Annotated in this window: 22 protein-coding genes, 1 pseudogene and 2 riboswitches; of the genes and pseudogenes, 1 reads left to right on the plus strand and 22 read right to left on the minus strand. The window is 46.6% G+C overall.

Annotated features, from left to right (window positions below):
• From AC1U9U_RS07305 to pyrR, 6 genes are all read right to left on the minus strand, one after another.
• The coding region (locus AC1U9U_RS07305) for a beta/alpha barrel domain-containing protein (RefSeq protein ID WP_479959894.1) at positions 1–479 on the minus strand (479 nt) is incomplete at its 3' end.
• Positions 469–1293, minus strand: coding sequence for a dihydroorotate dehydrogenase electron transfer subunit (locus AC1U9U_RS07310; RefSeq protein ID WP_479959914.1), 825 nt, complete (start codon positions 1291–1293; stop codon positions 469–471). The genes AC1U9U_RS07310 and AC1U9U_RS07305, both read right to left, overlap by 11 nt.
• A 90-nt stretch (positions 1294–1383) precedes the next feature.
• Positions 1384–4554 carry a carbamoyl-phosphate synthase large subunit gene (gene carB, locus AC1U9U_RS07315; RefSeq protein ID WP_479959895.1) on the minus strand — a complete coding sequence of 1057 codons (3171 nt, stop codon included), beginning with the start codon at positions 4552–4554 and terminating at the stop codon, positions 1384–1386.
• Positions 4555–4726: 172 nt separating this feature from the next.
• On the minus strand, positions 4727–6034 hold the full coding sequence (locus tag AC1U9U_RS07320) for a dihydroorotase (RefSeq protein ID WP_479959896.1): 1308 nt from the start codon (positions 6032–6034) through the stop codon (positions 4727–4729).
• Positions 6021–6956 (minus strand): aspartate carbamoyltransferase catalytic subunit, encoded by a 936-nt coding sequence (locus AC1U9U_RS07325; protein WP_479959897.1) that lies wholly within the window; start codon positions 6954–6956, stop codon positions 6021–6023. The genes AC1U9U_RS07320 and AC1U9U_RS07325 overlap by 14 nt, the downstream gene beginning before the upstream one ends.
• Positions 6957–7233: 277 nt before the next feature.
• Positions 7234–7782 carry a bifunctional pyr operon transcriptional regulator/uracil phosphoribosyltransferase PyrR gene (gene pyrR, locus AC1U9U_RS07330; protein WP_479959898.1) on the minus strand — a complete coding sequence of 183 codons (549 nt, stop codon included), beginning with the start codon at positions 7780–7782 and terminating at the stop codon, positions 7234–7236.
• A 221-nt stretch (positions 7783–8003) separates the two neighbouring features.
• On the opposite strand from pyrR, the gene AC1U9U_RS07335 reads away from it, so the two are divergent.
• Entirely contained in the window at positions 8004–8681 is a 678-nt protein-coding gene (locus AC1U9U_RS07335; RefSeq protein ID WP_479959899.1) for a uracil-DNA glycosylase, read from the plus strand.
• A gap of 14 nt (positions 8682–8695) precedes the next feature.
• Here the strand turns inward: AC1U9U_RS07335 and AC1U9U_RS07340 are convergent, their stop codons facing one another.
• The 16 genes and pseudogenes from AC1U9U_RS07340 to ileS form a co-directional block, all read right to left on the minus strand.
• Positions 8696–9676 carry an RluA family pseudouridine synthase gene (locus tag AC1U9U_RS07340; RefSeq protein WP_479959900.1) on the minus strand — a complete coding sequence of 327 codons (981 nt, stop codon included), beginning with the start codon at positions 9674–9676 and terminating at the stop codon, positions 8696–8698.
• Positions 9663–10172, minus strand: coding sequence for a signal peptidase II (gene lspA / locus AC1U9U_RS07345; RefSeq protein WP_479959901.1), 510 nt, complete (start codon positions 10170–10172; stop codon positions 9663–9665). Before lspA ends, AC1U9U_RS07340 begins: the two co-directional genes overlap by 14 nt.
• A 62-nt stretch (positions 10173–10234) precedes the next feature.
• Positions 10235–10903 (minus strand): TraR/DksA C4-type zinc finger protein, encoded by a 669-nt coding sequence (locus AC1U9U_RS07350; RefSeq protein ID WP_479959902.1) that lies wholly within the window; start codon positions 10901–10903, stop codon positions 10235–10237.
• Positions 10904–10922: 19 nt separating this feature from the next.
• Positions 10923–11273 carry a DUF5665 domain-containing protein gene (locus AC1U9U_RS07355; RefSeq protein ID WP_479959903.1) on the minus strand — a complete coding sequence of 117 codons (351 nt, stop codon included), beginning with the start codon at positions 11271–11273 and terminating at the stop codon, positions 10923–10925.
• A gap of 149 nt (positions 11274–11422) precedes the next feature.
• The gene (locus tag AC1U9U_RS07360) at positions 11423–12232 is read right to left on the minus strand and encodes a sugar phosphate isomerase/epimerase family protein (RefSeq protein WP_479959904.1); all 810 of its coding nucleotides are present in this window, start codon (positions 12230–12232) and stop codon (positions 11423–11425) included.
• A 160-nt stretch (positions 12233–12392) separates the two neighbouring features.
• Positions 12393–13259, minus strand: a complete 867-nt coding sequence (locus tag AC1U9U_RS07365) for a DMT family transporter (RefSeq protein ID WP_479959905.1) — start codon at positions 13257–13259, stop codon at positions 12393–12395.
• Between the two features lie 229 nt (positions 13260–13488).
• Positions 13489–14415, minus strand: coding sequence for a 1,4-dihydroxy-2-naphthoate polyprenyltransferase (locus tag AC1U9U_RS07370; RefSeq protein ID WP_479959906.1), 927 nt, complete (start codon positions 14413–14415; stop codon positions 13489–13491).
• 147 nt (positions 14416–14562) lie between these two features.
• Entirely contained in the window at positions 14563–15819 is a 1257-nt protein-coding gene (locus tag AC1U9U_RS07375) for a BaiN/RdsA family NAD(P)/FAD-dependent oxidoreductase (RefSeq protein WP_479959907.1), read from the minus strand.
• 661 nt (positions 15820–16480) lie between these two features.
• Complete coding sequence (locus AC1U9U_RS07380; RefSeq protein WP_479959908.1) at positions 16481–17062, minus strand: phosphate propanoyltransferase; 582 nt, start codon at positions 17060–17062, stop codon at positions 16481–16483.
• Positions 17063–17347: 285 nt separating this feature from the next.
• On the minus strand, positions 17348–18811 hold the full coding sequence (gene gcvPB / locus AC1U9U_RS07385) for an aminomethyl-transferring glycine dehydrogenase subunit GcvPB (protein ID WP_479959909.1): 1464 nt from the start codon (positions 18809–18811) through the stop codon (positions 17348–17350).
• The gene (gcvPA, locus tag AC1U9U_RS07390) at positions 18808–20148 is read right to left on the minus strand and encodes an aminomethyl-transferring glycine dehydrogenase subunit GcvPA (protein WP_479959910.1); all 1341 of its coding nucleotides are present in this window, start codon (positions 20146–20148) and stop codon (positions 18808–18810) included. The genes gcvPB and gcvPA overlap by 4 nt, the downstream gene beginning before the upstream one ends.
• Positions 20149–20150: 2 nt before the next feature.
• Positions 20151–20534 (minus strand): glycine cleavage system protein GcvH, encoded by a 384-nt coding sequence (gene gcvH, locus AC1U9U_RS07395; protein ID WP_479959911.1) that lies wholly within the window; start codon positions 20532–20534, stop codon positions 20151–20153.
• A 133-nt stretch (positions 20535–20667) separates the two neighbouring features.
• Complete coding sequence (gene gcvT, locus AC1U9U_RS07400; RefSeq protein ID WP_479959912.1) at positions 20668–21762, minus strand: glycine cleavage system aminomethyltransferase GcvT; 1095 nt, start codon at positions 21760–21762, stop codon at positions 20668–20670.
• A gap of 90 nt (positions 21763–21852) precedes the next feature.
• Positions 21853–21929, minus strand: a riboswitch (glycine riboswitch).
• Position 21930: 1 nt separating this feature from the next.
• Positions 21931–22038, minus strand: a riboswitch (glycine riboswitch).
• Positions 22039–22148: 110 nt separating this feature from the next.
• Positions 22149–22616 carry a methyl-accepting chemotaxis protein gene (locus AC1U9U_RS07405; RefSeq protein WP_479959915.1) on the minus strand — a complete coding sequence of 156 codons (468 nt, stop codon included), beginning with the start codon at positions 22614–22616 and terminating at the stop codon, positions 22149–22151.
• Positions 22614–23006 (minus strand): annotated as a pseudogene (locus AC1U9U_RS07410) (sugar diacid recognition domain-containing protein); the annotation flags it as partial. The pseudogene AC1U9U_RS07410 and the gene AC1U9U_RS07405, both read right to left, overlap by 3 nt.
• 308 nt (positions 23007–23314) lie before the next feature.
• On the minus strand, positions 23315–25879 hold a 2565-nt coding region (gene ileS / locus AC1U9U_RS07415), incomplete at its 5' end, for an isoleucine--tRNA ligase (protein ID WP_479959913.1).

A 25879-nucleotide genomic window follows, 5' to 3' on the forward strand; every position in this document is an offset into this window, starting at 1 on the left:
TCCGTATTGGCCCTGACCAAAGCTATTACCTCTTCGGCACTATCCGGATGGGTGCCAAAATGCATTCCGCCATGTTTCACATTAGGACAGGAAATATTGACCTCAATAGCATCAATCCCAGAGCCCTTTTGAAAGGCAGCAGCCATAATCTCATAATCCTTTAGAGAAAACCCGGAAATGTTAGCAATAACTGTAGTAGGTAGTTCCCGAACTTTGGGGAGATAAGATTTAAGAAATTCTTCTAAGCCGGGGTTTTCCAGTCCTACGGAGTTAAGCAACCCGGCAGGGGTCTCCGCCAACCGGGGTACCGGGTTACCAAGACGGGGCTCAGGGGTAATTCCTTTGAGAGTGATTCCGCCTAAACTTTCGACCGGACAATAAGGGGCGTATTCGTCCCCGAAGCCGTAAGTTCCTGAACTGGTGATCACAGGATTCCTTAGGGTTAAAGGACCGAGATTTACATTTTGATCAACCTTCATAATCCCAAAGCACCTCCTTCCCCTTAAACACAGGACCATCTTTGCAGACCTTAGCTCTACGAACTGCCCCACTTGCTTCATCTTTTAGGGTGCAAATACAGCCTAGACAAGCACCCACAGCACAACCCATCCGTTCTTCCAGAGAAACCTCCACAGAAGCTCCAGCTTCTACGAAGTATTCGCTAACAAACTTCATCATCACGTTAGGGCCGCAAATCGCTACCGAGAGGGGTGATTTTCCGGGCATTAAAGGTCCTGGGGACTTCTTAATTAATTCCAGTACATTGCCCTTCTCGCCGACGCTCCCATCCATGGAGCTAAGAAAAACTGGAATGGCCGCTTCCTCCCAATCTTTGAGTCCGGCACTCTTGAAGAACCCCTCGTTTTCCCCACCCCAAAAAAGACTTGTGGAAAGACCCTTTTCTCTGGCCGCTTTAGCTAAAGGCAGGAGGGGAAAGACGCCAATTCCTCCAGCCACTAAAATCAGCTTACCCTGATCTGGAAGGGTAAAGCCGCTGCCGATGGGCCCCATCACGCTGAGTTCCTCCCCAACTATCCTTTCGGCTAATAACTCTGTTCCCTTACCCTTTAACCGGTAGAGCAAGGTTATTTCCTCGGCTTCCCGGTTAATATCGGCAATGCTGATAGGGCGGCGTAACAAAGGATCCAGCCCTTTGCCCACTTGCACGTGGACAAATTGTCCGGGTTGGGCCCCCCGGGCAATTTCAGTCCGGAGAACCAGCTTCCTGATTTTATACTGTGGGTCACCCAGTGAGTCATGGACTATAATTTTTGCCTTCTCGAGCAATTCCATCCCGTCCTTTCTAAACTTAATCACCCGCTACAAATCCTTTGTTTGCTCTGTTTAAGAGCTACTGTAAAAGGTACCTGTCCCCATTTTTCCTTAATGGATCGGCATCAGGCTGGGCAAAAAGGACATGAGCACATGAACCCAAGCTGAGGCCGTATCCAAGCTGGTAAAACAGGGAATTCCTTGCTCCACCGCTCTGCGGCGAATGGCAAAACCATCGCTCTCGTGTTTCTTACTGTGGGTGGTAGTATTTAGGACACATTGAATGCGACCTTGCCGAATAGCATCAGTAATTTCCGTGGAGCCTTGATGAAGCTTAGCTACCGAAATCACCTCAATCCCCTCTTCACGGAGGACTTTTGCCGTTCCTTCTGTGGCGAGAATTCTAAAGCCCAAGTCCACAAACTTTTTGACTAAGGGCAGCCCCTCTTGTTTGTCACGATCTGCTAAGGTCACCAGCAAGCTGCCATGGGCAGACATGTTGAAACCTCCGGCTAAGAGGGCTTTGTAGAGAGCTTTTTCATAGGTTCGATCCACACCCATTACCTCTCCTGTAGATTTCATCTCCGGTCCCAAAGAAGGTTCTACCCGATGAAGCTTGGAGAAGGAGAAGACAGGAACCTTGACCGCTACTCTTTCCGGGACAGGCCATAACCCCAAAGGCAGCTCCAGCTCCTCCAGGGTCTTGCCAAGGATGACCTCTGTAGCATAATCCACGATAGACAGGCCGGTGACTTTGCTTATAAAAGGTACCGTTCGACTGGAGCGCGGATTCACTTCAATAACATAAACTTCATTTTGGTAGATCACATACTGAATATTCAAGAGGCCCAAAACGTTCAAGGCCCGAGCGATTTCCGTGGTCAGTATAGTGATTCGTTCTATTAAGGGTTGAGATAAGCTCAGAGGAGGGTACACGGCGATGGAGTCTCCCGAGTGAACTCCTGCTCTCTCCAGGTGTTCCATAATTCCGGGAATACCCACATTCTTTCCGTCGGAAATAGCATCTACCTCCACCTCAGTCCCCACCAAATACTGATCCATCCATAACTCTTGACCGGGGAAATCAGCCATGGCACGGTTGACGACTTTTTCAAGTTCTGCGGCGGAGTAAACGATCTCCATGGCCCGGCCACCGAGTACAAAGGAGGGGCGAATCATCAGCGGGTAACCGATGCGGGCCGCTACAGCTTCAGCTTCCGCCAAGGAAGAAGCTTGACCACCCTTGGGCCGTTTGGCGCCGATGGTGTTGAGAACCTCGTCAAAGAGTCCCCGCTCCTCTGCCCGGTCAATATCCTCAATGCTGGTGCCCAAAATCCTATAACCCCGCTGGGCAAGGGGTTTGGCTAAGCCAATAGCGGTCTGTCCACCGAATTGAACAATTACTCCTTCCGGCCTCTCAAGATCCAAGACCGCCGAGACATCCTCTAAAGTCAGAGGCTCGAAGTAGAGACGATCCGCAGTATCAAAGTCCGTAGACACTGTCTCCGGGTTATTGTTAATAATGATTGTTTCTAGCCCAGCCTGCTTAAGAGCCAGTACCGAGTGTACTGAGCAATAATCAAACTCGATCCCCTGACCGATACGGATGGGTCCGGAGCCCAAAACAACTACCTTGCGCTTGTTTGAAGGAAGTGCCTCATTTTTCTGATCGTAGTGAGAATAGAAATAAGGACTTAAGGCTGCGGATTCGCCGGCGCAGGTATCCACAATTTTGAAAGCCGGGCGAATATCTTTGCCTTGACGATAGACGTAGAGCTCTTCTTCGGTAGTCTGCCACAAGCGAGCAATCTCCCGATCGGCAAAGCCCAAGCTCTTGGCCTTTACTAATAGTTCCTCATCCCAAGGGGAATCCTGAAGAGCCTTGCTGAGGTTGACTATTCTTTGAAGAACATTCAGGAAATAAAGGTTCCAACCACTGGCCTTTTGAATTTGTTCCAGTTCCATGCCTCTTCTCAAGCCCTCGGCCATGATGAAGAGCAGCTGATCGTCAGGTTTGCGGCAACGTTCGAGAATAACTTCATCGGCAAGAGCTTCCAATTCCGGCAAAAGCAGTCCAAAAGCTTTGATCTCCAAACTGCGGACGGCCTTTTGCAAAGCTGTTTCCAGATTTCGTCCCAAAGCCATTACTTCGCCGGTGGCTTTCATCTGAGTCCCTAGGCGCCGATCTGCTTCCGAGAATTTGTCGAAAGGCCAGCGGGGGATTTTGATAACCACATAATCAACGGCAGGTTCAAAGTAGGCTGAGGTTTTTCCGCCCACAGTCAGCTCCGGGAGAGTATAACCAAGAGCAATTTTAGCCGCCACTTTAGCAATGGGGTAGCCGGTGGCTTTCGAGGCTAAGGCACTAGAGCGGCTTAAGCGTGGATTTACCTCAATTACTACATACTCTAGCCTCTCCGGATGCAGAGCATATTGAACATTACAGCCCCCTTCAATTTTTAAGGCTGCCACTATTTTGTGGGCAGAGCTGCCGAGAGTTTGAAGTTCTAGATCTGTCAAAGTCTGGCAAGGAGCCGTTACAATACTATCTCCGGTATGGACTCCTACCGGATCAAGATTCTCCATATGGCAGACCGTTATACTATTGCCTTGGCGATCCCGGATAACTTCGAATTCTATCTCTTTCCAACCGGCCACACTTTTTTCCACAAGGATTTGGTCGATCAAACTGGCCTGAATACCACTTTTGGCGATTTCTCTCAAGGACTGGTGATCATGGGCAATTCCCCCACCAGTACCTCCTAAGGTATAGGCTGGGCGGACAATCACAGGATAACCGATCTCTTCGGCAAATTGCAGGGCTTCCTCCACGCCGGAGACGATCACACTGGGAGGCACAGGTTCGCCAATCTCCTCCATGAGGGTGCGGAAATGCTCCCTGTCTTCTGCCTTGGTAATGCCCTCCAAGGAGGTGCCCAGAAGGGTCACACCGCAACGTGCGAGGATCCCTTTCTCCGCTAATTGGAAAGCTAGATTCAGACCTGTCTGTCCTCCCATATTCGGCAGAATTCCGTCCGGTCTTTCTTTTTCAATGATCCGCTCTAAAAATTCTATAGTAAGAGGTTCAATATAGATCCGATCCGCTACTTCTTGGTCCGTCATAATGGTAGCGGGGTTGGAGTTCACCAGGACTACCTCCACCCCTTCTTCCCGTAAGGCACGACAAGCCTGAGTTCCCGCATAATCAAATTCCGCCGCTTGTCCGATGACGATGGGACCGGAACCAATCACCAATACTTTTTTCCACTTACTCTTACTCATATTACCCTCCTAATTTGTAACAAGGGGACAGGTCCCTTGTTTCACTTTTACCGTTCTCTTCATCAAATATCGGGACAATCTGCTGGTTCCCTATTCCGTTAATGCTAAGGCTCCTTTATGGCCTCTAGGATAACAATCTATTTACGTGAAACAGTGTACCTGTCCCCCTGTTTCACCTGTCCCAGACTGGGTTGCCGTCTATCCAAACTTTCACGGGGAAACCTTTTAAGCTTTGCCCCAGGAAAGGTGTGTTCTTGCCTTTGCTGGCCAGCTTTTCTGCTTCTATTAGTTCTGAATGCCCGGGGTCAAAAAGAACCATATCCGCTGGGGTTCCCGGTTTTAGGGAACCACCGGGAAGGTTAAACCTCTGAGCGGGTACCTGACTCCAAGCCCTAATCAAGACTTCCACAGGAAGGATGCCCGGTGCCACCAGGTGCTGCCATACGGCAGCCAGAGCCGTCTCCAACCCTGAGATACCAAAGGGTGCTTCATCAAAGGGGTTGGTTTTTTCCTCCCAAGTATGGGGAGCATGGTCGGTCGCCAACATATCAATAGTCCCGTCCAATAGTCCCTCGATTAAGGCTTGCCGATCAGCCTCAGTACGCAGGGGAGGATTGACTTTATATACTGTGGCATAAGGGGACATGGCGATTGCTTCATCGGTGAAGATCAGATGATGGGGATTGACTTCGGCAGTTACATCCACGCCTCTGCTCTTGGCCTGCCTGATCAGTTCAACGCTTTCCTTGGCCGAGATATGGGCCAGGTGAAGCTTGCCGCCTCCTTCTTCCGCCAGGAGAATGTCCCGGGCCACCATTACACTTTCCGCGCTGCTGGGAATACCCTTTAGACCCAATCGCATACTCACTATTCCTCGGTGCATAGCCCCTTTGTAGGCCAGGCTTTCATCTTCACAATGACTTACAACGGGGCAATTCGTCAGTTTGGCGTATTCTAAGGCTAAGCGCATCATTTCCGCACTCTGCAAACCCTTACCATCATCGGAAAAGGCCACCGCTCCTGCGGACGCCAGCTCAGCCATTTCCACCAGCTCTTTTCCTTCTTCCTTCTTAGTCATGGCCGCTATTGGATAGATTCGTGCCAAACCGGCTTTTTTCCCTTGATTGATCACGAACTCCACTAAGGCTCGTTGATCGATAATCGGTGTCGTATTAGGCATGGCCAGAATGGCGGTAAATCCACCTCGTACCGCTGCTCGGGAGCCGCTGCGGATATCCTCCTTATCCTCCCTGCCCGGTTCCCGCAGGTGGGTGTGCACATCGATCAGTCCCGGGAACAGGTATTTCCCTGTAGCGTCCAGTTCCTCCCAAGCAGCGGCCTCTCCGAACTTTTCCTTGATTTCCGCTTCTTTTATTTCCTTTTTAAGCTCGAGGATTCTCCCTTCCCCTATCAAAATATCATTAGGGCCAAAAACCTCCTGAGCAGGATCGATTACTTGTGCATTTTTAATTAGCAACATTACTCGTACCTCCCAACAATAAATACATAATGGCCATCCTCACGGCAACTCCATTGGTTACCTGTTCTTCTATCACCGATTGTGGAGAATTGACGATGCTACTATCGATCTCTACTCCACGATTCACCGGCCCCGGGTGCATTATCAAAGTTTCCTTCCCCGTTCGGCGGACCCGCTCCTCGGTAATTCCGTAGAGTTGAGTATATTCCCGCAGGCTAGGGAGTAACCCAGCCTGCTGCCGTTCTAACTGCAGTCGCAGAGCCATGATTACATCCGCTCCGGCCAGCTCTTCATCTAAGTTATAGGTGGTTTTTACCCCCCAGGATTTAATCTCGGGCGGGAGCAGGGTAGGTGGTCCTACCAAGACTACTTCGGCCCCCAAATTTTTAAGTGCCCAAACATTGCTGCGAGCAACCCGTGAGTGTAGTATGTCTCCGACCAGAAGAATCTTACGTCCTTCCACACTGCCCAAGCGCTCCTGCATGGTAAACAGATCCAATAAGGCTTGGGTAGGGTGTTCATGTTGCCCATCTCCGGCATTGATTACCCCTGCTTTTAATTCCTTAGCCAGAAAATGAGCCGCTCCGGAACTGGCATGGCGAATAACAACGATATCCGGCTTCATGGCTTGCAAGGTTCTTGCCGTGTCCAGTAAGCTCTCACCTTTATTGACACTGCTTTGGGCAACTGCCAAACTAGCCGTATCTGCACCGAGGATCTTTGCGGCTGTCTCAAAGGAGGTTCTGGTACGGGTAGAGGATTCAAAAAATAAGGTGTATACGGATTTGCCGCGGAAAGTCGGTAATTTTTTTACCGCCCGACCTAAGATTTCCTTCATTGGTTTGGTTGTGTTGAGAATCGTCTGGATTTCCTTTAAATTAAGATCTTCAATATGCAGAATGTCCTTCCTTGTCCAGCCCATAATTTTATCTCCTTCCGTTGGTTGCCCTTGTGCGCCGTGAAACTTATACTTCCTGATTAGCCAAAAAAAATCCTCTTACCCAAAGGCAAGAGGATATAAGGATACACGTATCCCGTATTCTCCACCCTTGGCTCACTCTCTGGAAAGCTCTTAAAGGGCATATAATATTATTATCGCTAATTTAATGCACTCGTTACTCTGGAAAGATCCTTCGCCCAGGCTCAGGATGACACCCGCGCTCTGTCATACCGAACGCAGTGAAGTATCTTGTCCTGACTCAATCCACACGATCCAGCAAAAGAACCTCTTCCGTCTCATCAATCTCTTTGATGCATACTGATACTATTTCACGACTTGAAGTGGGAAGATTTTTGCCTACGTAGTCAGCACGGATCGGTAACTCACGATGTCCCCGGTCAATCAAGACCGCAAGTTGAATTTTCTCGGCACGGCCCAGATCCATGGTTGCATCTAAAGCCGCCCGGGCCGTACGTCCGGTATAGAGGACATCATCTACTAAGACGACGGTTTTCCCTTCAATATTAAATGGCACCTCGGTCTGATGAACCACCGGTTGAACATCGATTCGACTTAAGTCATCTCGATATAAGGTAATATCCAAGATCCCTAACGGAAGTTTTACCCCTTCGAATTCCTCGATTCGGTTTTGAATTCGTACTGCTAAGGGAACACCGCGGCGGCGGATGCCAATCAGGACAACATCCTCCGTCCCTTTATTTTTTTCCACGATTTCATGGGCGATTCGAGTGATTGCCCGGCGAATTCCGTCGGCATCAAGAATCTTGCTTTTTGTGATTCCTTCCAAAGCTTGCACTCCTTTCAGAATTCGCTAAAGAAAACTGGCTGAATAAAAAAACTGCCTACTCACAGCAGACAGTTTACCTACCTCTTCCTGCCTTCTGTGTCTCACGGGACCATTTTAAAGGCTTCATTTAGTTTAGTCTATATTACATTTTGTCCCTTGTCAATCGAAGATTGTTGAAAAATCATCACCTACGCTATGATATAATACTAAGGGTGATAAAAATGCAAATATTAAAAAATGATTGGCATGAACTATTAAAGGATGAATTTCATCAGGAATATTATCAGAAACTGAGAAAGTATTTGATTCAGGAATACCGAACCCGAACCATATATCCCGATATGTATGATATTTTTAACGCACTGCACTTTACTTCTTACAAAGATGTGAAGGTGGTAATCCTAGGACAGGACCCCTACCATGGTCCCAACCAAGCTCATGGATTGAGTTTTTCCGTCAAACCCGGTGTACCGGCCCCACCTTCTTTACAAAATATCTTTAAGGAATTGGCCAGCGACCTTGGCTGCAGGATCCCCAACCATGGCTACCTTAAAAAATGGGCAGATCAGGGAGTTTTGCTCCTAAACACTTCTCTGACGGTTCGCGCCGGTCAAGCCAACTCTCATGCTCAGATAGGATGGCATCAATTTACGGATAAAGTGATCACCCTCTTGAATCAGCGCAAGGAGCCCGTAGTGTTTATCCTTTGGGGGAAAAATGCTCAAGCTAAGGAAAATATTATCAAGAATCCCCAACATTTTATTATTAAATCTGTTCATCCCAGCCCTCTCTCTGCCTATGCCGGATTTTTCGGCAGCAGACCATTCTCTAAGGTCAATAATATTTTAGTATCCCAAGGGGAGAAACCCATTGATTGGCAGATCGAAGATATTAATTAGACACTTATTTCAAGCTACCCTAGTTCCTGACAACGAATAGCTTCTAAAACCTTTTGGAAAGTTTCCGGAGGTGAGGCGCTGAACTCCAAATATTCTTCTGTTCTTGGGTGCTTAAAACCTAAGAGCAGGGCATGGAGCATCTGTGCTTGTAGCTCAAAGGGGTTCCTCCTTGGTCCGTATAAGGGGTCTCCCAGGACAGGATGCTTAAGATAAGCCATATGAACGCGAATCTGATGGGTTCTTCCCGTTTCGAGGCGAGCTTGAAGGAAAGTAAAATCCCGAAATCGCTCTAGGACTTCATAATGAGTTACGGCGTCTTTAGAGTTGCGAAAAACCACCGCCATTTTTTTGCGATCGCTTGGGTCCCGGCCAATGGGAGCATCTACTGTGCCGGAAGGTTCAAAAATCACTCCGTGAACAATTGCCTGATAGCGCCTGGTCATGCTATGAGCTTTGATCTGCTCTGCTAAACCATGATGGGCCAAATCATTTTTAGCCACTACTAAAAGACCGGAAGTATCCTTATCGATTCGATGAACGATACCCGGCCTAAGTACACCGTTAATCCCGGAAAGATTTTGACAATGATGGAGAAGGGCATTAACCAAAGTACCGGTCCAAGCTCCCGGAGCGGGGTGAACAACCATTCCCTGTGGTTTGTTGACCACTAAGAGATCATCATCCTCATAAATAATATCCAAAGGTATTGCCTCAGCTTCAACCTTTAGCTCTTCCGGCGGTGGCAGTACCACCTGAATCCGGTCCCCTTGGCGAATCTTATAATTAGACTTTTTCACTGCACCATTAACCAAAATATGGCCTTTAGAGATCAGACCTTGGACATAGGCCCGGCTCTTTTCCACCATCTCGGTAACACCCACATCCAAGCGGGTCCCTTCGGGAAGTTCCAGCTCCAGCCTAACCTCCCCTTCCTCCTCCGGTTCGTATTCCAATTCTTGTTCTTCAACAAGCAAAGCTTCGTTAGTCTTTTTCAAACCTATCTATCCCCGTTCCATTTCTTTCCCCACTATTTTTATCATTGAGCTTCCGTTCCCTGTGGTCCTGAACAAATATATGCAACATCATCAAGCCAACCCCGACCACAATAGCACTGTCGGCAAAATTAAAGACAAAAGGCCAGATTTGAAAATCGAAATAATCTACTACTTTGCCAATAAACAATCGATCATAAAAATTCCCAAGAGCTCCACCACCGATTAGCCCCAGACTCAAACGGGTTAACCATTCTCCGCGAGGGATCTTATATTGGGCAATAACAATACCCACCAGGACAATAATGGCCGTAAGGATAAAAATCCGAGATCGACCGGGTAATAAGCCAAAAGCGGCTCCTGGATTTAAGACATAGGTTAAATGAAGTACTTTCGGTAAAATAACTACAGACTCACCGAGGAAAAAATTATCTTGAATTAATACCTTAATTACCCGATCGATAATCCAAACCCCGGCCATGGTTAGCCATATTAACAAGCGATACCCTCCCCACTTCTAGTTCATCTTATCTTATCACAGAAAAGCAGGGATGAGCAATCTTAGGTACGACCGTGTTTTCTTCCGTAGTATACAGTGTTGCCGAAACCTGGCTCCACTTCAACCTCAAGGGTTTCCACTGCTTGAACCGCTCCGATCACTTCGTCGCCATCTTCATAAAGTTCATTGGGATCACTAACATCACGATTAGTCCCGAGATCTTGCAGCGAATCAGAAGTCCCAAAACTGGCTACCGCTTGCCAAGCATCCTCCCCATCAAATTCGACCCGATCAGTTCCATCGTTAAAGGTCCTTGAAAAAGGCATATTGAGATTCTCGTCCTCTACCGGATCACGATGCAAACTATGCTGTTCCTCTTTTTCTTCTAAACGGCTGCATGCAGTACAGACCGTAGTATAGGGCAAAGCTTCTAAGCGCTCCAGGGGAATTTCCTTTTGGCAGCGCTCACAAATACCATACTTGCCTTCTTCATAGCGTTGAAGGGCGGAATCAATAGCATCGGTTCGATGCTTAAGGCGATCCTGAATCGCTACATCCCTTGAACGTTCATATACTTCTGTGGCAATATCGGCAGGGTGGTTATCGATTAAGGATAACTCCGAAATAGAATCACGCATATCCCCAGAAATCAATTCTCGGGAAGTTTCCATGGCATCCTGCTTATCTTTCTTCAGTTGTTCAACTAGCTTTGCATATTTGGCATCTTCCATGTTGAGCCTCCTCCTTGCTCTAGTACCCGTTATGGGCATTGACAATTTTGACGATTTCCCCAATAACTCCGCCGATGACGGGAAGATTTAGAAGGACTAAATTCTTTAAAAACATTACTAAAAGGCCTAAAAGAACCGTGGCCCCGATAGCACCCCCCAATCCCTTCACCAGCCCAACCCCGAAATTAAGCCAAAGAAGCCTGCGGGGATTATTGAGGTAAGCAATATAATCCGTAAGATTAATCCTTTCCATGACTAAATAAAGCTGAGTCACCTTGTCCTGCAATTCCTGCCAATCCAAGGACTGATTAATCTCCTTGTCCTCACGGTTAGCCTTATGATTATCTTCATGAATATTCTCGACAAACATTTTTTCCTTATTTGAGGGTGTCAATACTTTTCACCTCGCCAATGGCTTCAGAATTCAGTTTTCCCCGGCAAACAATAAAAATACCTTCCGAATAGCGTAAAAAAGCAGCCATAGCTTTCCGAGCTATAACTGCCTTATGGTTAATATTATTAACGGCTTTTATTAACTTGATTGTGGATGCCTTTTATGCTCTCATAAGCCCTTGCCAAAAACTCCCGTGGCGAACCTTGGGCTTCCAGCTGGTTGGGATATGCTTCCAATGTCAAAAATCCCTTATAGGAGCAGGGCAAATTACTAACTAACCCCGACCAATCAATACTACCCTGACCGGGCAGCCAGTGCCGATCAACCAGTCCGTCGTTATCCGATAGGTGGGTGGCTAATAAACGCTCACCATATACTTCAAGAATCTGAAAGTCTTCCTGATTGGTGAGTCGGTGATGTGAGCTGTCAAAGCAAAAACCCAACGCGTCTGAAGAGATATTTTGGAGAACAGAGGATACTAGTTCGAGCCGCCGGGTATTCTCCATGGCTATTTTGACCCCCAGCTTCTCCGCAAGGCAGACCAGCCCTCCCAAGCTTTCTACCCCGTATTGATTAAAAACCGGAGGATTTTCCCCATCGCAGAGGTGCATGACCAAAATCGGGATCTCAAACTTTGCGCAATCGTAGAGCCATTGAGTATGCTGAGCAACGATTGCCTTTCTTAATGAATCATTTTCCGACCATAAATGGTTGGAATCACACCAAGGTACATGGATATTCTCCAGGATTAAGCCTTTTTCCCTTACATATGCCGGCATTTTTTCCTTTGGCATAGGAAAAGGATCAAATTCATCCTCCCACCAAAGAGAAGTGCCTGCAAAGCCGGCTTCGCGTATCAAGTTGATTCGTTCTTCAAACGGAAGGACAAAACCAAACCAGGCAAAGATGCCCAATGCCTCAATACTATTACTCATCCACTTCCCTCCTCTTTTAATCCACTCCAATAATCGGTTATCCTACACTAGTAATAAAACCTTTTGTCACTATACTAACCCGCAAAAGATCCTTCGCTTGCACTCAGGATGACACTAGCAGAATGTCATGCTGAACGCAGTGAAGCATCTTGACCCATTACTATTTTGCCTCCCCGATTCGTTCACTCATAAAGGTTGAGCCCAGGATCAATAACCCGCCGAAGATTTGCAGCGGATTCATGCCTTCCCCCAAAAATATTGCCGCGAAAACCACCGCCGAGATAGGATCAATGTAGCTTAAGACAGCTATGGTTTGCCCCTTTAGTTCTTTAACCGCTGAAAAATATAAGAAGTAAGCAATTCCTGTATGAACAATACCTAAGATAAGAACAAACAATAACGATGAGGAATTCCATCCTTGAAAAGCACCCGTTTGGCTCAGGGTATAAGGTAAAATTACTAGAGCCGCCATAACCAGTTGTACTAAGGTTGTTTCGTAGCCGGAAAGGTTCTTGATAAACTTATTCATGATAATGACACCGGCATAAAGAGCTGCCGCGGCAAGACCTAACAATATCCCTTTAGTATGATCATAACCACTTCCCAGATTGTCCCCGCCGCTATAGATAATTAGCACCAACCCAAACATAGCCATAAGTATTGAGGCGACCTTAACCGGACTAAGCTTTTCCTTAAGCAAAAAAGGAGCCAAGGCCATAACAAAAATCGGTGCAAAATAATAACTCAAGGTGGCATTAGGAACCGTAGTATAATTATAGGCTTCAAAAAGCAAGATCCAATTAAAACCAATCGCCGCACCGGAAAGGATCAGCAGCAGGGCATTTTCCTTTAGCCTGCGTAGGGAGATCTTGCTTTTAAGGATAAAACTAATACCGAATAAAAAAATACTGCCAATAACACCTCGTATAAATGCTATTTCACTAGCAGAAAGATTTGTGTTTTTGACAAAAACGCCGATACTGCCGAAGATCAACATGGCAGTAACCAGCTTTAGTTTCCCACTCATTCCCGCTGTCTCCTCCATTCACCGCGGACTTATAACATCCAAGTAGAAGATCCGACCCACATGCTCAGGATGACTAATAGTTTTGCCATTTGTCATGCTGAGCGATTAGCGAAGTATCTTGACCCGATATAATTCTTCCATCGTATATATATATGGAAGTCTGAAAAAATAAACGTAAACCCGCCAAAAGCGGGTTTTATCTAAGTTATAAGGAAGCTCCCAGTTAATTCTACGTTAAATAACCGATCAATAAGCCCAAGGCTAAAAGCAACCCGAAAAAGGTATTAGTCTGCCCGGAAGCTTTCATTGCCGGCATCATCGTGATGGGCTCTGTCTTGCCAACGAATCCCTTGGTAGCTTGAATGGCTTTCGGTATGCTGAATAAAGCGATAAGAGCCCAGGGGGTAATAATTCCGGCAACTACAAGACCAACTAACCACAGATAAGCGCTGCCGAACATAACCCCCATAAAAGTAATAGCCCTTTCCGGTCCAAGAACGACCGGAATTGTTTTCCGTCCATTAGCTTTATCCCCATCCCGATCACGGAGATTGTTGCTTAGGTTAATCAGACCGACAAGGATACCGCTGGGAACGGCAACTAATACAGCAGTGCTTGAAACATAGCCGGTCTGAATGAAAAAAGCAATTAGAATAATCAAGAAGCCCATGAATAAGCCGGAAAACAGTTCTCCTAAAGGTGTATAGGAAATCGGAAAAGGCCCCCCCGTATAGAGGTAACCCATTAACATACAAAATGAGCCAACCACCGCCAGCCACCATGAAGAGGAGGCACAGATGTAGACACCCAATAATACCGAGATACCATACATTATCAAGGCTAAGGTCATGATAAAACGGGGTGACATGCCATGGCGCACAATACCGCCGCCAATTCCCACCGACTTTTCCGTATCCAGCCCCCGTTTGTAATCGTAATACTCATTAAATAAGTTCGTAGCTGCTTGAATAAGGATGCTGGCAATCATCATCGCCGCAAAAAGCAATAGATGCTTTTTACCTTCCAGCAGTGCCAAGATTGATCCCAGCAGAACCGGTACAATGGCGGCCGTCAAAGTATGTGGCCGTATCAATTCCCACCAAACCTTCCAGCTATGCTCCTTAGGCGGTGAGCTATCCTTAAAATTAGTACTCATAGTTCTCTCCTCTTATTGTCTATCTTTTCTTTTTAACATAATATCTTTATTATATCCAGTTCTCTCTTCACAATAAAGATCGAATTAGCTAAAAGGCATTAGATTGAACTGGAGCGTAAAGGTCAGGATCTGCAATTGACTCAACGATCATACGCACGCGCCCCCAGCATTTTTACCGGCTACATATCCCGAAGACCAAGCCCACTGCAGGTTATAGCCCCCACAGTCCCCGTCAATATCTAAAATCTCACCGGCAAAATACAGCCCCGGTACAAGCTTCGATTCCATTGTAGCGGGGTTAATATCCCGGACATCGATTCCTCCCGCGGTGACTTGAGCAGCAGTCCAGCTATTGGTTCCGGTCACTTGGAAACGCCAGTCTTGCAGAAGGTGAAGTATACCCTCCTTTTCCCGGCTCGTTAACGCGGAAACCGGCTTATTGATATCTTCGATACCTACCTGTTTTAATACTACCGCTGCCAGTTGCTTATTGATAAAGCCCACAAAACTAAAGTGCACACTTTTCTCCGGATGATCCTGCCGGCGTTTTCTAAGGTGTTCACCGAGTTTTTCTTTAGACCATGTAGGGATCATTACTACTTTAAGCCAAACTTCCCGGTTCTTCTTAAGATACTCGGCAGCAGTACGACTTAATTGAAAAATTGGCGGTCCCGATATCCCGTAATCAGTAAATAAAATTTCCCCCTGAGCTTGAGCCAAGGTTTTTCCTTTATGCAAAATTTCCGCTGCTCCGTCAAATTTAATCCCTTTGATCTGTTTGAGAAAGGGTTCTGCCAGCTTCAGTTGCACTAAGGCCGGAAAAGGTTCCACTAGCCGATGCCCCAGTTTTTCTGCTAAAGCATAGCCGCTGCCATTGGAACCTAAATTAGGAGCTGCCTTTCCTCCCGCAGCCAAAATAACCCGATCAGCGGAATACTTATTCCCACTCTTGTCCAATATCTCGAAACCTTTGGCCAGCTTAACAATTTCTTTTACCTCGGACTCCAGGACCGTCTCGATACCCAAACGTTCCACTTCATAACGCAGGACATCTAAGACACTGGAGGCTTGATTGGAAAAAGGAAAAAACCTCCCTTCATCTTCTACTTTATGGGTAATTCCCAGCTCCTCGAAAAACTCAATAGCTTGGAAATTATCAAAGGCTTGCAAAGCACTATAAGCAAATTTGGGGGTTTGGCCATGATAATGGGAAATGTGCAGATCCGTATTAGTTAAATTACAACGCCCATTGCCTGTGGTTAAGATTTTCTTACCGACCCGTTGATTCCTCTCTAGAATCGTAACCTCCGCTCCGGCACGGCCGGCAATCACCGCGGCAAAAAGACCGGCCGCTCCTCCCCCGATGATGATGATCTTAAGCTTCTTACCTTCCGGCATTGGCATCCCCCTTAGAATTAGCCAAAATAACATTGCTTCTATGATACACTATTTTCTCTTGCAAGACTAATCTTGACACTAACGAACAAAGCAGTCAACTTGATATTAATAGCTTATTATCGTATAATACATATAGAAATAGCATATAAATAAAAACCGGGATGACGCTAACATCCCGGCTGTACAACTAGCCGCAGTGAGCGGCAATTTAAGGTCGGAGCAAATAGCTCTCTTGCTAGGGATGGGCTACTTGCTCTTTTGCATTCCGTTAATTATTAATACAATTAAAGTCGCGAATGCCACAGCATACATCAATGCTTCATACGTACTCATAAGCCTCACCTCCTTTCATGGAGGATCGACCGCCCACCTAGCCCTATTAGTTGTACAATGCGATTATACCACAATTTTCTAATTATTTGGATATTATTAATTTATTGATAAGAGCAATTAACGCGAGGAAGCCTAGCCACTCTGAAAGAGCGACCAGGCTTCTCTTATTTGTCGAATCTTAAGAGTGTCAGACCCCCCTCATAATTCGACATCCGCACAAAAAAGTAAAAGGGAAGGTCTCCCATCCGGTCAACCTTCCCTCATGAACTCCCTAGAGTTCTATAATTTATTTTCAGTACTTATGGCTACGATTGCTGCAATAGCGCAATTTGTTTTACTTTTCGATGATAACGTCCAGTAAATCGCCATTTTTAAGACCGAAAGCATTGCCCTCATCGGTGTCCACATGCATGTCCAGAGCATAATTGGGGTTTACCCGAATCAAGACCCGCTCAAAGACCCCGGCACGCGGTCCGGTAACCTGAACTTTTACATGATCACCGTCGTTTAGGCCATATTTTTCGGCATCTTCCGGGGTCATATGAATATGACGGGCAGCAATAATGGTTCCGGCATCAACTTGTACTTTGCCTGCCGGGCCCACAAGTTCCATTCCCGGAGTCCCGGCGATATCTCCCGAATCCCGTACAGGGGGCTTAACGCCTAGCTTAAAGGTATCAGTGGCGGCCAGCTCGATTTGAGTGGCTTTCCGTGCCGGTCCCAGAACACGCACATTAGGCATAGATCCCTTAGGTCCAACTAAGGTTACACTTTCTTCACAGGCAAATTGACCGGGTTGGGATAGATCCTTAGTTTTAGTTAGTTGATGGCCTGCCCCAAATAAGATGCCGATATGTTCTTCGGTGAGATGGACATGACGATTGGAAATTCCGACCGGCACTTTAAAGGTATTCATTATAATTACCTCCTGGTTTGGTTTAGTTTACTTTATCTCTAGCACACATTAACTAATTATACTCCATAATTCGCCAAAAATCTGTGTCTGAATATTACTACTTTGAGTTAGAACTATTCTTTATCTTTGCTTAGCATATCCCAAAGTATTCAGGGACATGAGAACTAATAAAAATTATCCGCCTACGAAAGATTTCTACTTCTGATAAAAAGAGATACTTTCACTATACAGCCAAAAAAATCTCCCCTCCCGACAAAATATAAGGAGAGGAGATTTCTTGTCCGTTCAATCAGCCTTTCGCCAACGGAGATCCGGCTTACGAGCAGCCCCGGTTTCATCTAAGCGAGTGACCAGAGTGCTGTGGGGAGCGTTCTTCACCTTTTCTACATCAGACCTTGCCTCTTCGGCAATTTGCATCAAGACTTGCGCAAATTGCTCCAAGGTTTCCAAGCTCTCCGTCTCAGTGGGCTCGATCATCATAGCCTCTTCGACAATGAGAGGGAAGTAGATAGTCGGTGGATGATAGCCATAATCCATTAACCTTTTGGCGATATCCAGGGTATGAACACCAAAGGACTTAAGGTTTTTTGGGGTGATGATGAATTCATGCATGCAAATGCGGTCATAAGGTAAATAATAATGCTCTTTTAAGATACTCATGAGGAAATTAGCATTGAGCACAGCATTTTTCGAGGCCGCAGTCAACCCTTCCCCGCCTAGAGCCCTGATATAGGCATGGGCTTTTACCAGTACCCCGAAGTTGGCTTGGAAAGCCCGCACTCGACCGATAGACAGGGGACGATCGGAATTTAAGAAGTATTTTCCCTCATCTGTTCGCTCAACCACCGGCTTGGGCAGATAAGGAGCAAGAAACTCCTTGACTCCCACAGGACCTGCTCCCGGTCCCCCACCGCCATGAGGGGTAGAAAAGGTCTTGTGCAAATTAAGATGGATTACATCAAAGCCCATATCGCCGGGACGAGCAATCCCCATAATGGCGTTGGCATTGGCCCCGTCATAATAGAGGAGTCCACCTACATCATGAACGATTTTGGCGATTTCTAAGATATTCTCATCAAAAAGACCTAAGGTATTAGGGTTGGTCAGCATCAAAGCTGCCACTTCTTCGTTGGCAACTTGACGCAAAGCCTCTATATCCACCCCACCCCGCTCATTGCTGGGAACCTGCACGATATCATACCCAGCCATAGCAGCAGTTGCCGGGTTAGTACCATGGGCCGAATCCGGAACGATAACCTTCGTCCGTTTAAGGTCCAGACGATGCTCATGATAAGCCTTGATGATAAGGATACCGGTCATTTCTCCATGAGCTCCGGCAGCAGGCTGCAAAGTAAAGGCCTCCATACCGGTAATTTCCTTAAGATCGGCCTGAAGCTCGTACATCAAACCCAAGGCCCCTTGCGTTAATTCCTCAGGCTGATAAGGATGGATCTGGCTAAAGCCAGGAAGGCGGGCTAACTTTTCATTAACCTTGGGGTTATATTTCATAGTACAAGAACCTAAGGGATAAAAACCTGAATCGACCCCATGATTGAAGGTAGAAAGCCTTGTAAAATGACGGACAACATCCACTTCGGAGACTTCGGGCAATTCCGGTTCCTTTTCTCTCAAGAATTCTCTCGGCACTAAGGATTCCAAAGATGCTTCCGGTACATCGCAGGGAGGCAAGCTAACCCCGGTTCTTCCCTCGCGGCTCAATTCAAAGATAAGCGGCTCTAAAGCTTTCATTTAATCTCCCCCAATCTGGCGATTAGCCCATCAATATCTTCTTTAGTCTTCGTCTCTGTTACACAGAAAAGAAGATGATGATCCAATTCGGGATAGAACCGGGAAAGATCGAGGCCACCAATTATTTGATGTTTCAGCAGCTCCTCATTGATTTGGGCGGGGCTTTTTTCCGTAGCGATCACGAATTCGTGGAAGAAGGGCCCGGTAAAGGCCAGCTTCATCCCGGGAACTTTCGCAATTTCTTGGGCGGCATAGTGAGCCTTTTGCAGATTAAGCTTTGCCATTTCCTTGAGGCCGGTTTTCCCCAGACCAGATAAATGAATAGTAAAAGCTAAGGCGCAAAGGGCTTCGTTGGAACAAATATTAGAGGCTGCCTTTTCCCGGCGGATATGCTGTTCCCGGGCTTGGAGAGTAAGCACATAGCCCTTCTTGCCGTTTTTGTCCTTGGTCGCTCCCACAATCCGACCTGGCATCCGGCGAAGATATTTATCCCGGCAGGCCAAGAAGCCAAGATAGGGGCCTCCGTAGTTCAGAGGATTGCCAAAGGGCTGCCCCTCACCGACAGCGATATCCGCGCCCAATTCCCCCGGTGATTTAAGGAGTCCTAAGGAAACGGGGTTTACCACCATAACCATTAAAGCACCCTTAGCATGTGCCATCCGGGCAATTTCCTCGGCTTTCTCTATGGAACCGAAGAAATTAGGACTTTGCAGCAGAACCGCCCCAACCTCTTGATTAAGCTCTTTTTCCAGAGCTTCCAAGTTAACTACCCCATCTTCATAAGGAATCCCGACAATTTCCACTCCGCGAGGCGGGAGATAAGTATGCAATACCTCCCGGTATTCGGGATGAATAGTCTGGGGGACTAGGATTTTCTTTCGCCGGGTGGCGTCACAGCTCATCAGAGCCGCTTCTGCTAAAGCCGATGCCCCATCATACATAGAAGCATTGGCACCATCCATTCCCGTTAATTCACAGACAAGGGTCTGAAATTCATAGATTGCTTGGAGGGTTCCCTGGCTGATCTCCGGCTGGTAAGGAGTATAAGCCGTATAGAATTCCGAGCGGAGCAGGAGCTGATCCACATAGCTGGGAATAAAGTGCTCATAAGCCCCCGCTCCCAGATAAGAAGTATATTCTTCAACAGTTTTGTTCTGTGCAGCAAGGTCACCTATATATCTCACTAATTCGAGCTCCGACATTCCTTCCCGAATCTTCAATTGGGCTTGGCGCCGAACGCTTTCCGGGATGTCCGCAAAAAGCTCTTCAAAAGAGTTGACTCCTATCCGGGCAAGAATTTGTTCTTGCTGGTCTACGGTGTTCGGCACATAATTCATCATTAGCCCTCCTCTGCCACAAAAGCCTCATATTCCGCTGCCGACATTAATTTATCCAGTTCTTTGAGGTCGTCAGCTTCGATTTTGATCAGCCAGCCCTCACCGTAGGGATCGTTATTCAGCAGTTCGGGTGAATCGAGAACCTCCTGATTGAACTCGATCACTTTACCACTTACCGGGGAATTAATATCCGATACAGCTTTAACGGACTCAACGGTTCCAAAAGCCTGTCCCGCTTCTACAGTTGCATCGTTATCCGGTAATTCCACAAAAACCACATCACCCAAACTATCTTGAGCATGATCAGTGATTCCTATGGTCACTGTGTTACCTTCTACTTTTGCCCACTCATGAGATTTGTTGTACTTTAATTCCACTGGATTCATAATAATTTTCCTCCTTATATGTTGAAACAGAGGGACAGGTCCCTTGTTTCATTTATGATGCATTTGGCTGCGCTCAGCATGACAACGCTTTTTGAAACAGAGGGACTGTCCCCTTGTTTCACTTTCCGGCCTGCTAGTGCCGTTTGTAGAATTGTGAGGGAATAATCTGGGCTTTTACTGCTTTACCCCGAATCATCACTTCGAGGGTTTCGCCCATTTGAGCATATTCTGAGGAAATCAGACCTAAGGCGATATTTTTATTAAGGGTCGGTGAGAAAGAACCTGAGGTGACAAAGCCGATTTCCTTCCCCTCCTTGTGTAAGGGATAATGAGAACGGGCAATTCCTCGTTCGATCATTTCCAGACCTACCAACTTGCGGGGTACTCCCTTTTCCTTCTGAGCTTGTAAGGCTTCCTTGCCAATGAAGTTCTCCTTATCCAGTCTGACAAAGACCCCCAACCCTGCTTCCAGAGGTGAAATATCACGGCCCAGCTCATTGCCGTATAGGGGTAAGCGGGCTTCAAAGCGCAGTGTATCCCGTGCTCCCAGACCAATTGGTTGCACACCCTCCTCTGCCCCTACCTCAAGGATTTTCCGCCACATTTCCGGAGCCGTTTCCGGGGCAAAATATAGTTCAAATCCATCTTCACCTGTGTACCCCGTCCGGGAAATCAGGCAGCTAACTCCATTTACCTCTCCATGAGTAAACCAGTAATACTTAATTTGGCTTAAATCAAGAGTTGTAAGTTTCTGAAGAATTTTTTCTGCCAAAGGCCCCTGCAGAGCTAATTGGGCAAACTCAGGGGAGCGATTTTCAAGGTGTACTTGATAATTCACAGCCTGCTCTTGCATCCAAGAAAAATCTTTGTCCGCATTAGAAGCATTAACAACTATGAAAAACCGTTCCTGGTTATAGCGATAAACCAGCAGGTCATCCACGATTCCCCCATCGGGATAACACATGGGGGAATATTGAATTTGATTGTCCTGAATTCGTGAAATATCATTGGTCAATATGTACTGGATAAAGGCAAGGGCCTCCTTTCCCTTCACCTCCACTTCGCCCATATGAGAGACATCAAAAAGCCCTGCTTTGTTTCGCACTGTTTTGTGTTCTTCAATAACTCCGGCATATTGGACAGGCATTTCCCAACCGCCAAAATCAATAAGTTTAGCCCCAGCTTTTAGATGTTCCTCATAAAGCGGTGTTCTTTTGAGTTCTGTCACTTTGGACACCTCCTTAAAATAACAGTATTTACTAATCTTAAAAAAACATGAAAGAAAATATAAAAAGACAGATAAATAACGCGTCGCGTTACCTCTGTCCTTTAACCTGAGAGATTTGCCCTATGGCTACCCCTTTGGTGTTCTCATCTGAGAAGCTCTCCAGAGTTTCGTCTTCCAGCAGTACTTTTGCCTGAGAGTTTCCCCTACTGAATCTGCGACATCCAGGAAGTTTCTCCTTCGGCGCCCAAAACTTTGGGTCTCTCCTACCGGAATCATTCGAACATTATTTATTTGCTGATCTTATTATAATCAGGGAAGGGGCTTTCGTCTACATTGTATAACTCATTTCTAATAATTAATAATCGGACAATTTAGACAACTTCATCTTAAAGCTTATTGGCAAGAGTATTTAACTCATTGCCAACCTGCTGAAGCTCCTCAACCATCTGAGCAATTTCCTGGGTGGCTCTTGCTTGTTCTTGGGTAATCACATTGTTTTGAAATACCCCTTTGACGACTTCTTCCATGGTATTCTGAAACTTAGTTAGCAAAATATTAATTTCATTAGCTGAGCGATTACTCTCCTCCGCCAGTTTACGAACTTCCCCGGCTACCACCGAAAACCCCTTACCATGTTCCCCCGCCCTGGCCGCTTCAATCGCTGCATTCAGGCCTAAAAGATTGGTTTGCTTGGAGACACGGCGGATAAATTCCAGAACCCCTTCCGTAGCCTTGACTTGCTTTTTAGCATCTTGAGCTTCCGTGGCCACAGTCTGACTTACACCGGCTACTTCCTCAGAAGAGGCCGCCATTTCCTGAATCGCCCCGGCAGCCTGTTCCAAGGCCTCACCCATCCGTGACACATGTTCCTTCAGAATTTCTTTTAGTTCCTCATCTCGGAGCAAGGAAGCAACCATCGCCGCCGCAACCTTAGCTACTGGAATGACTATGTCCAGAGGCCCGGCGACACCAAAGGTCCCCACCTTTTCACCCTCATAGGTAATAGCAATATTAAGTCCCTCTCTTAACTTTCCTTGGGATTGAGCCTCATCCTCCGCTGTAATTCGGATATCGTTTATTGAGGTTGTCATAATGCGTTGGGCACCGTTATGTACGATTCCAACCCGTTGCTTTGCCGAATCAGCAATTATTTTCCCTGCTGTGTCACATACGATACCATGAAACCCGCTTTCAGAATAAATCAAATCAACAATGCGATTCGCAATGCCCTCTGTGAGCTTCATCCTCTCATCTCCTACCTCTGCACTGGGATAACATCCATACCCTATATCACATTAATCTCTTCTTTATTTATTATTTATAGAATAATTTGTATTTGTAAACAACTTATTATTTTTATGATACTAATTTATTAAGCACTTGTCCATGAACTTTTTCCAAAAGTTCTATTATATTTCTCAGTTTTTCTAAACAAAGAAGGAGGGCTGCATACTACTACTAGGAAAAATAGTTTGCAGCACTCCTTAAAAAAATATCTACGCTTAAGCCATAGTGATATTAAAAACTATTTCCGTATTCATATCAAGATCCGTTAAAGATTGCTGACAACGCCGGCGCAACGGGGGCATAAGCTGGGATGGTCATGGTTTTCACCGACTCTTGTATCATAGATCCAACAACGCTCACATTTTTCACCGGCGGCGGAATTTACAGCGATACTTAACCCCTCCAAAGTCTCGGCTAGAGTGACTCCCTCCGGTTTTTCTTCGTCTGCTTTATGAACCCTAACCGCGGAAACAATGAAAATTTCAGCTAAGTTAGGAATACCCTTTAAGAATTCCTCCAGTTTCGCATTTGGATAAAGGTCTACTTGGGCAGTTAAAGGATGGTTGATCAGTTTATCCTGGCGTGCCTTTTCCAAGGCCCTGGTAACTTCGGAACGGACAGCCAGCAAAGTATCCCATTTCTGTTCCAAAGCTTCATCCATCCACTCAGGATCAGCCTTTGGCATTTCTTCGGTTTGAATTAAGGAGCCTTCGGCAACGCCGGGAACATAGCTCCAGATCTCATCGGCGGTAAAGGTCAATACCGGAGCAATCAAACGGACAAGGGCGTGAAGGACTTGATAAAGCACAGTTTGAGAAGCCCGGCGCAGGGTAGAGTTTTTCCCTTCCACATAAAGGCGATCCTTGACAATATCCAAATAAATGGCACTTAATTCTACTGCACAGAAGTTATGAACAGTGTGATATACCCAGTGGAATTCGTATTTTTCATAGCCTTGAAGAACCCGGTCAATAACTTTACCCAGCTGCAGCAAGGCCCAACGATCAATCTCCGGCAAATTCTTAAACTCCACCCGATCCCTAGCCGGATCAAAGTCGTTAAGGTTACTAAGCAGGAATCTTAAGGTATTGCGGATCTTCCGATAAGCCTCGGACATCTGCTTCATGATCCGCGGAGACGCCGCTACGTCGTTTTTATAATCGGCAGAACATACCCAAAGTCTTAAAATATCCGCTCCCATATCCTTAGCCACTTGTAGGGGGTCCACACCATTGCCTAAGGACTTGGACATTTTCCGACCTTTTTCATCCACAAGAAAGCCGTGGGTGAGAACCGCTTTATAAGGAGCCTTGCCATAAGCCGCTACCGCCGTAGACAAGGAAGAGTTAAACCAACCCCGATGTTGGTCGGAGCCTTCCAAGTAAAGATCGGCAGGCCAGGTTAGCTCCTCTCTTTCCATCAACACTCCCGTATGACTGGTTCCCGAGTCAAACCAAACATCCATAATATCCGACTCCTTGCGGAACTTCTTGCCGCCGCAGGAGCAAGTGAAACCATCAGGCAAGAGTTCTTCAGCCGGGCGGGCAAACCAGGCATCAGAGCCTTCTTCACGGAAGATCTCTTGAACCTTGGCAATTGTTTCATCAGTGATGATTTCTTTCCCGCAATCCTCACAGTAGAAAATGGGGATGGGCACACCCCAGGTCCGTTGCCGGGAGATACACCAATCACCCCGGTCGGCCACCATATTATAGATCCGCTCTTTACCCCAAGCCGGAATCCACTGAACATTATCGATTTCCTCTAAAGTCTCTTGGCGGAAGCCATCGATGGAAGCAAACCATTGTTCGGTAGCCCGGTAAATGATCGGGTTTTTGCAGCGCCAGCAGTGGGCATAGCTGTGCTTGATCTTATCGGCGTGAACCAGAGCATTGCGATTCTTGAGATCTTCGATGATCTCCGGATTGGCTTTATCCACCTTCATCCCGGCATAGACTCCGCCTTCGGCGGTAAATTTACCTTGATGATCCACAGGGCAAAGGACAGGAAGTCCATATCCTTTTCCCACATTAAAGTCTTCTTCCCCATGGCCGGGAGCGGTATGAACGCAGCCTGTACCGGCTTCAAGGGTTACATGATCGCCAAGAATCAACACAGAATCCCGATCAAGGAAAGGATGCTTGCAAATAACTCCCTCTAAATCTTTACCCACAAAACGCTTTTCCACCGCTAGTTCTAAATTCCAAGTGGAGCGCAAGTTTTCTAATAGACCCTCTGCTACCAGCCAATGTTCATTTTCTACCTGAACTTGAACATAGGCAAACTCTTCATGGAGAGTAATCGCTAAGTTAGCCGGTAGTGTCCAAGGTGTGGTAGTCCAGATTATAACATAAGTGTTCCCTTCTGTAAGGACTCCTTTGCCATCACGAACCGGGAATTTAACGAAAATGGCATCAGAAGTCTTTTCCGCGTACTCGATCTCCGCTTCCGCCAGTGCCGTCTCACAAGAAGGACACCAATAGACAGGCTTCAAACCCTTATAGATATAATTCTTTCTCGCCATTTTGCCAAAAACACCGACTTGAGCAGCTTCGTACTCTTTTTCCAGAGTCAAATAGGGGTTCTGCCAATCACCACGCACCCCAAGCCTTTTAAATTGCTCCCGTTGGATGCCGATATATTTTTTAGCATATTCCTTGCACATTTTCCGGAATTCTACCACAGAGACCGCATGGCGGTTAACCCCTAACTTCTTGATTACCTGCTGCTCGATGGGCAAGCCATGGGTATCCCATCCAGGCACATAAGGAGCATCATAGCCCGCCATAGTTTTGTACTTAACAATAATATCCTTAAGAACTTTATTAAG

This window comes from Desulfitobacterium sp. (genome assembly GCF_982384815.1).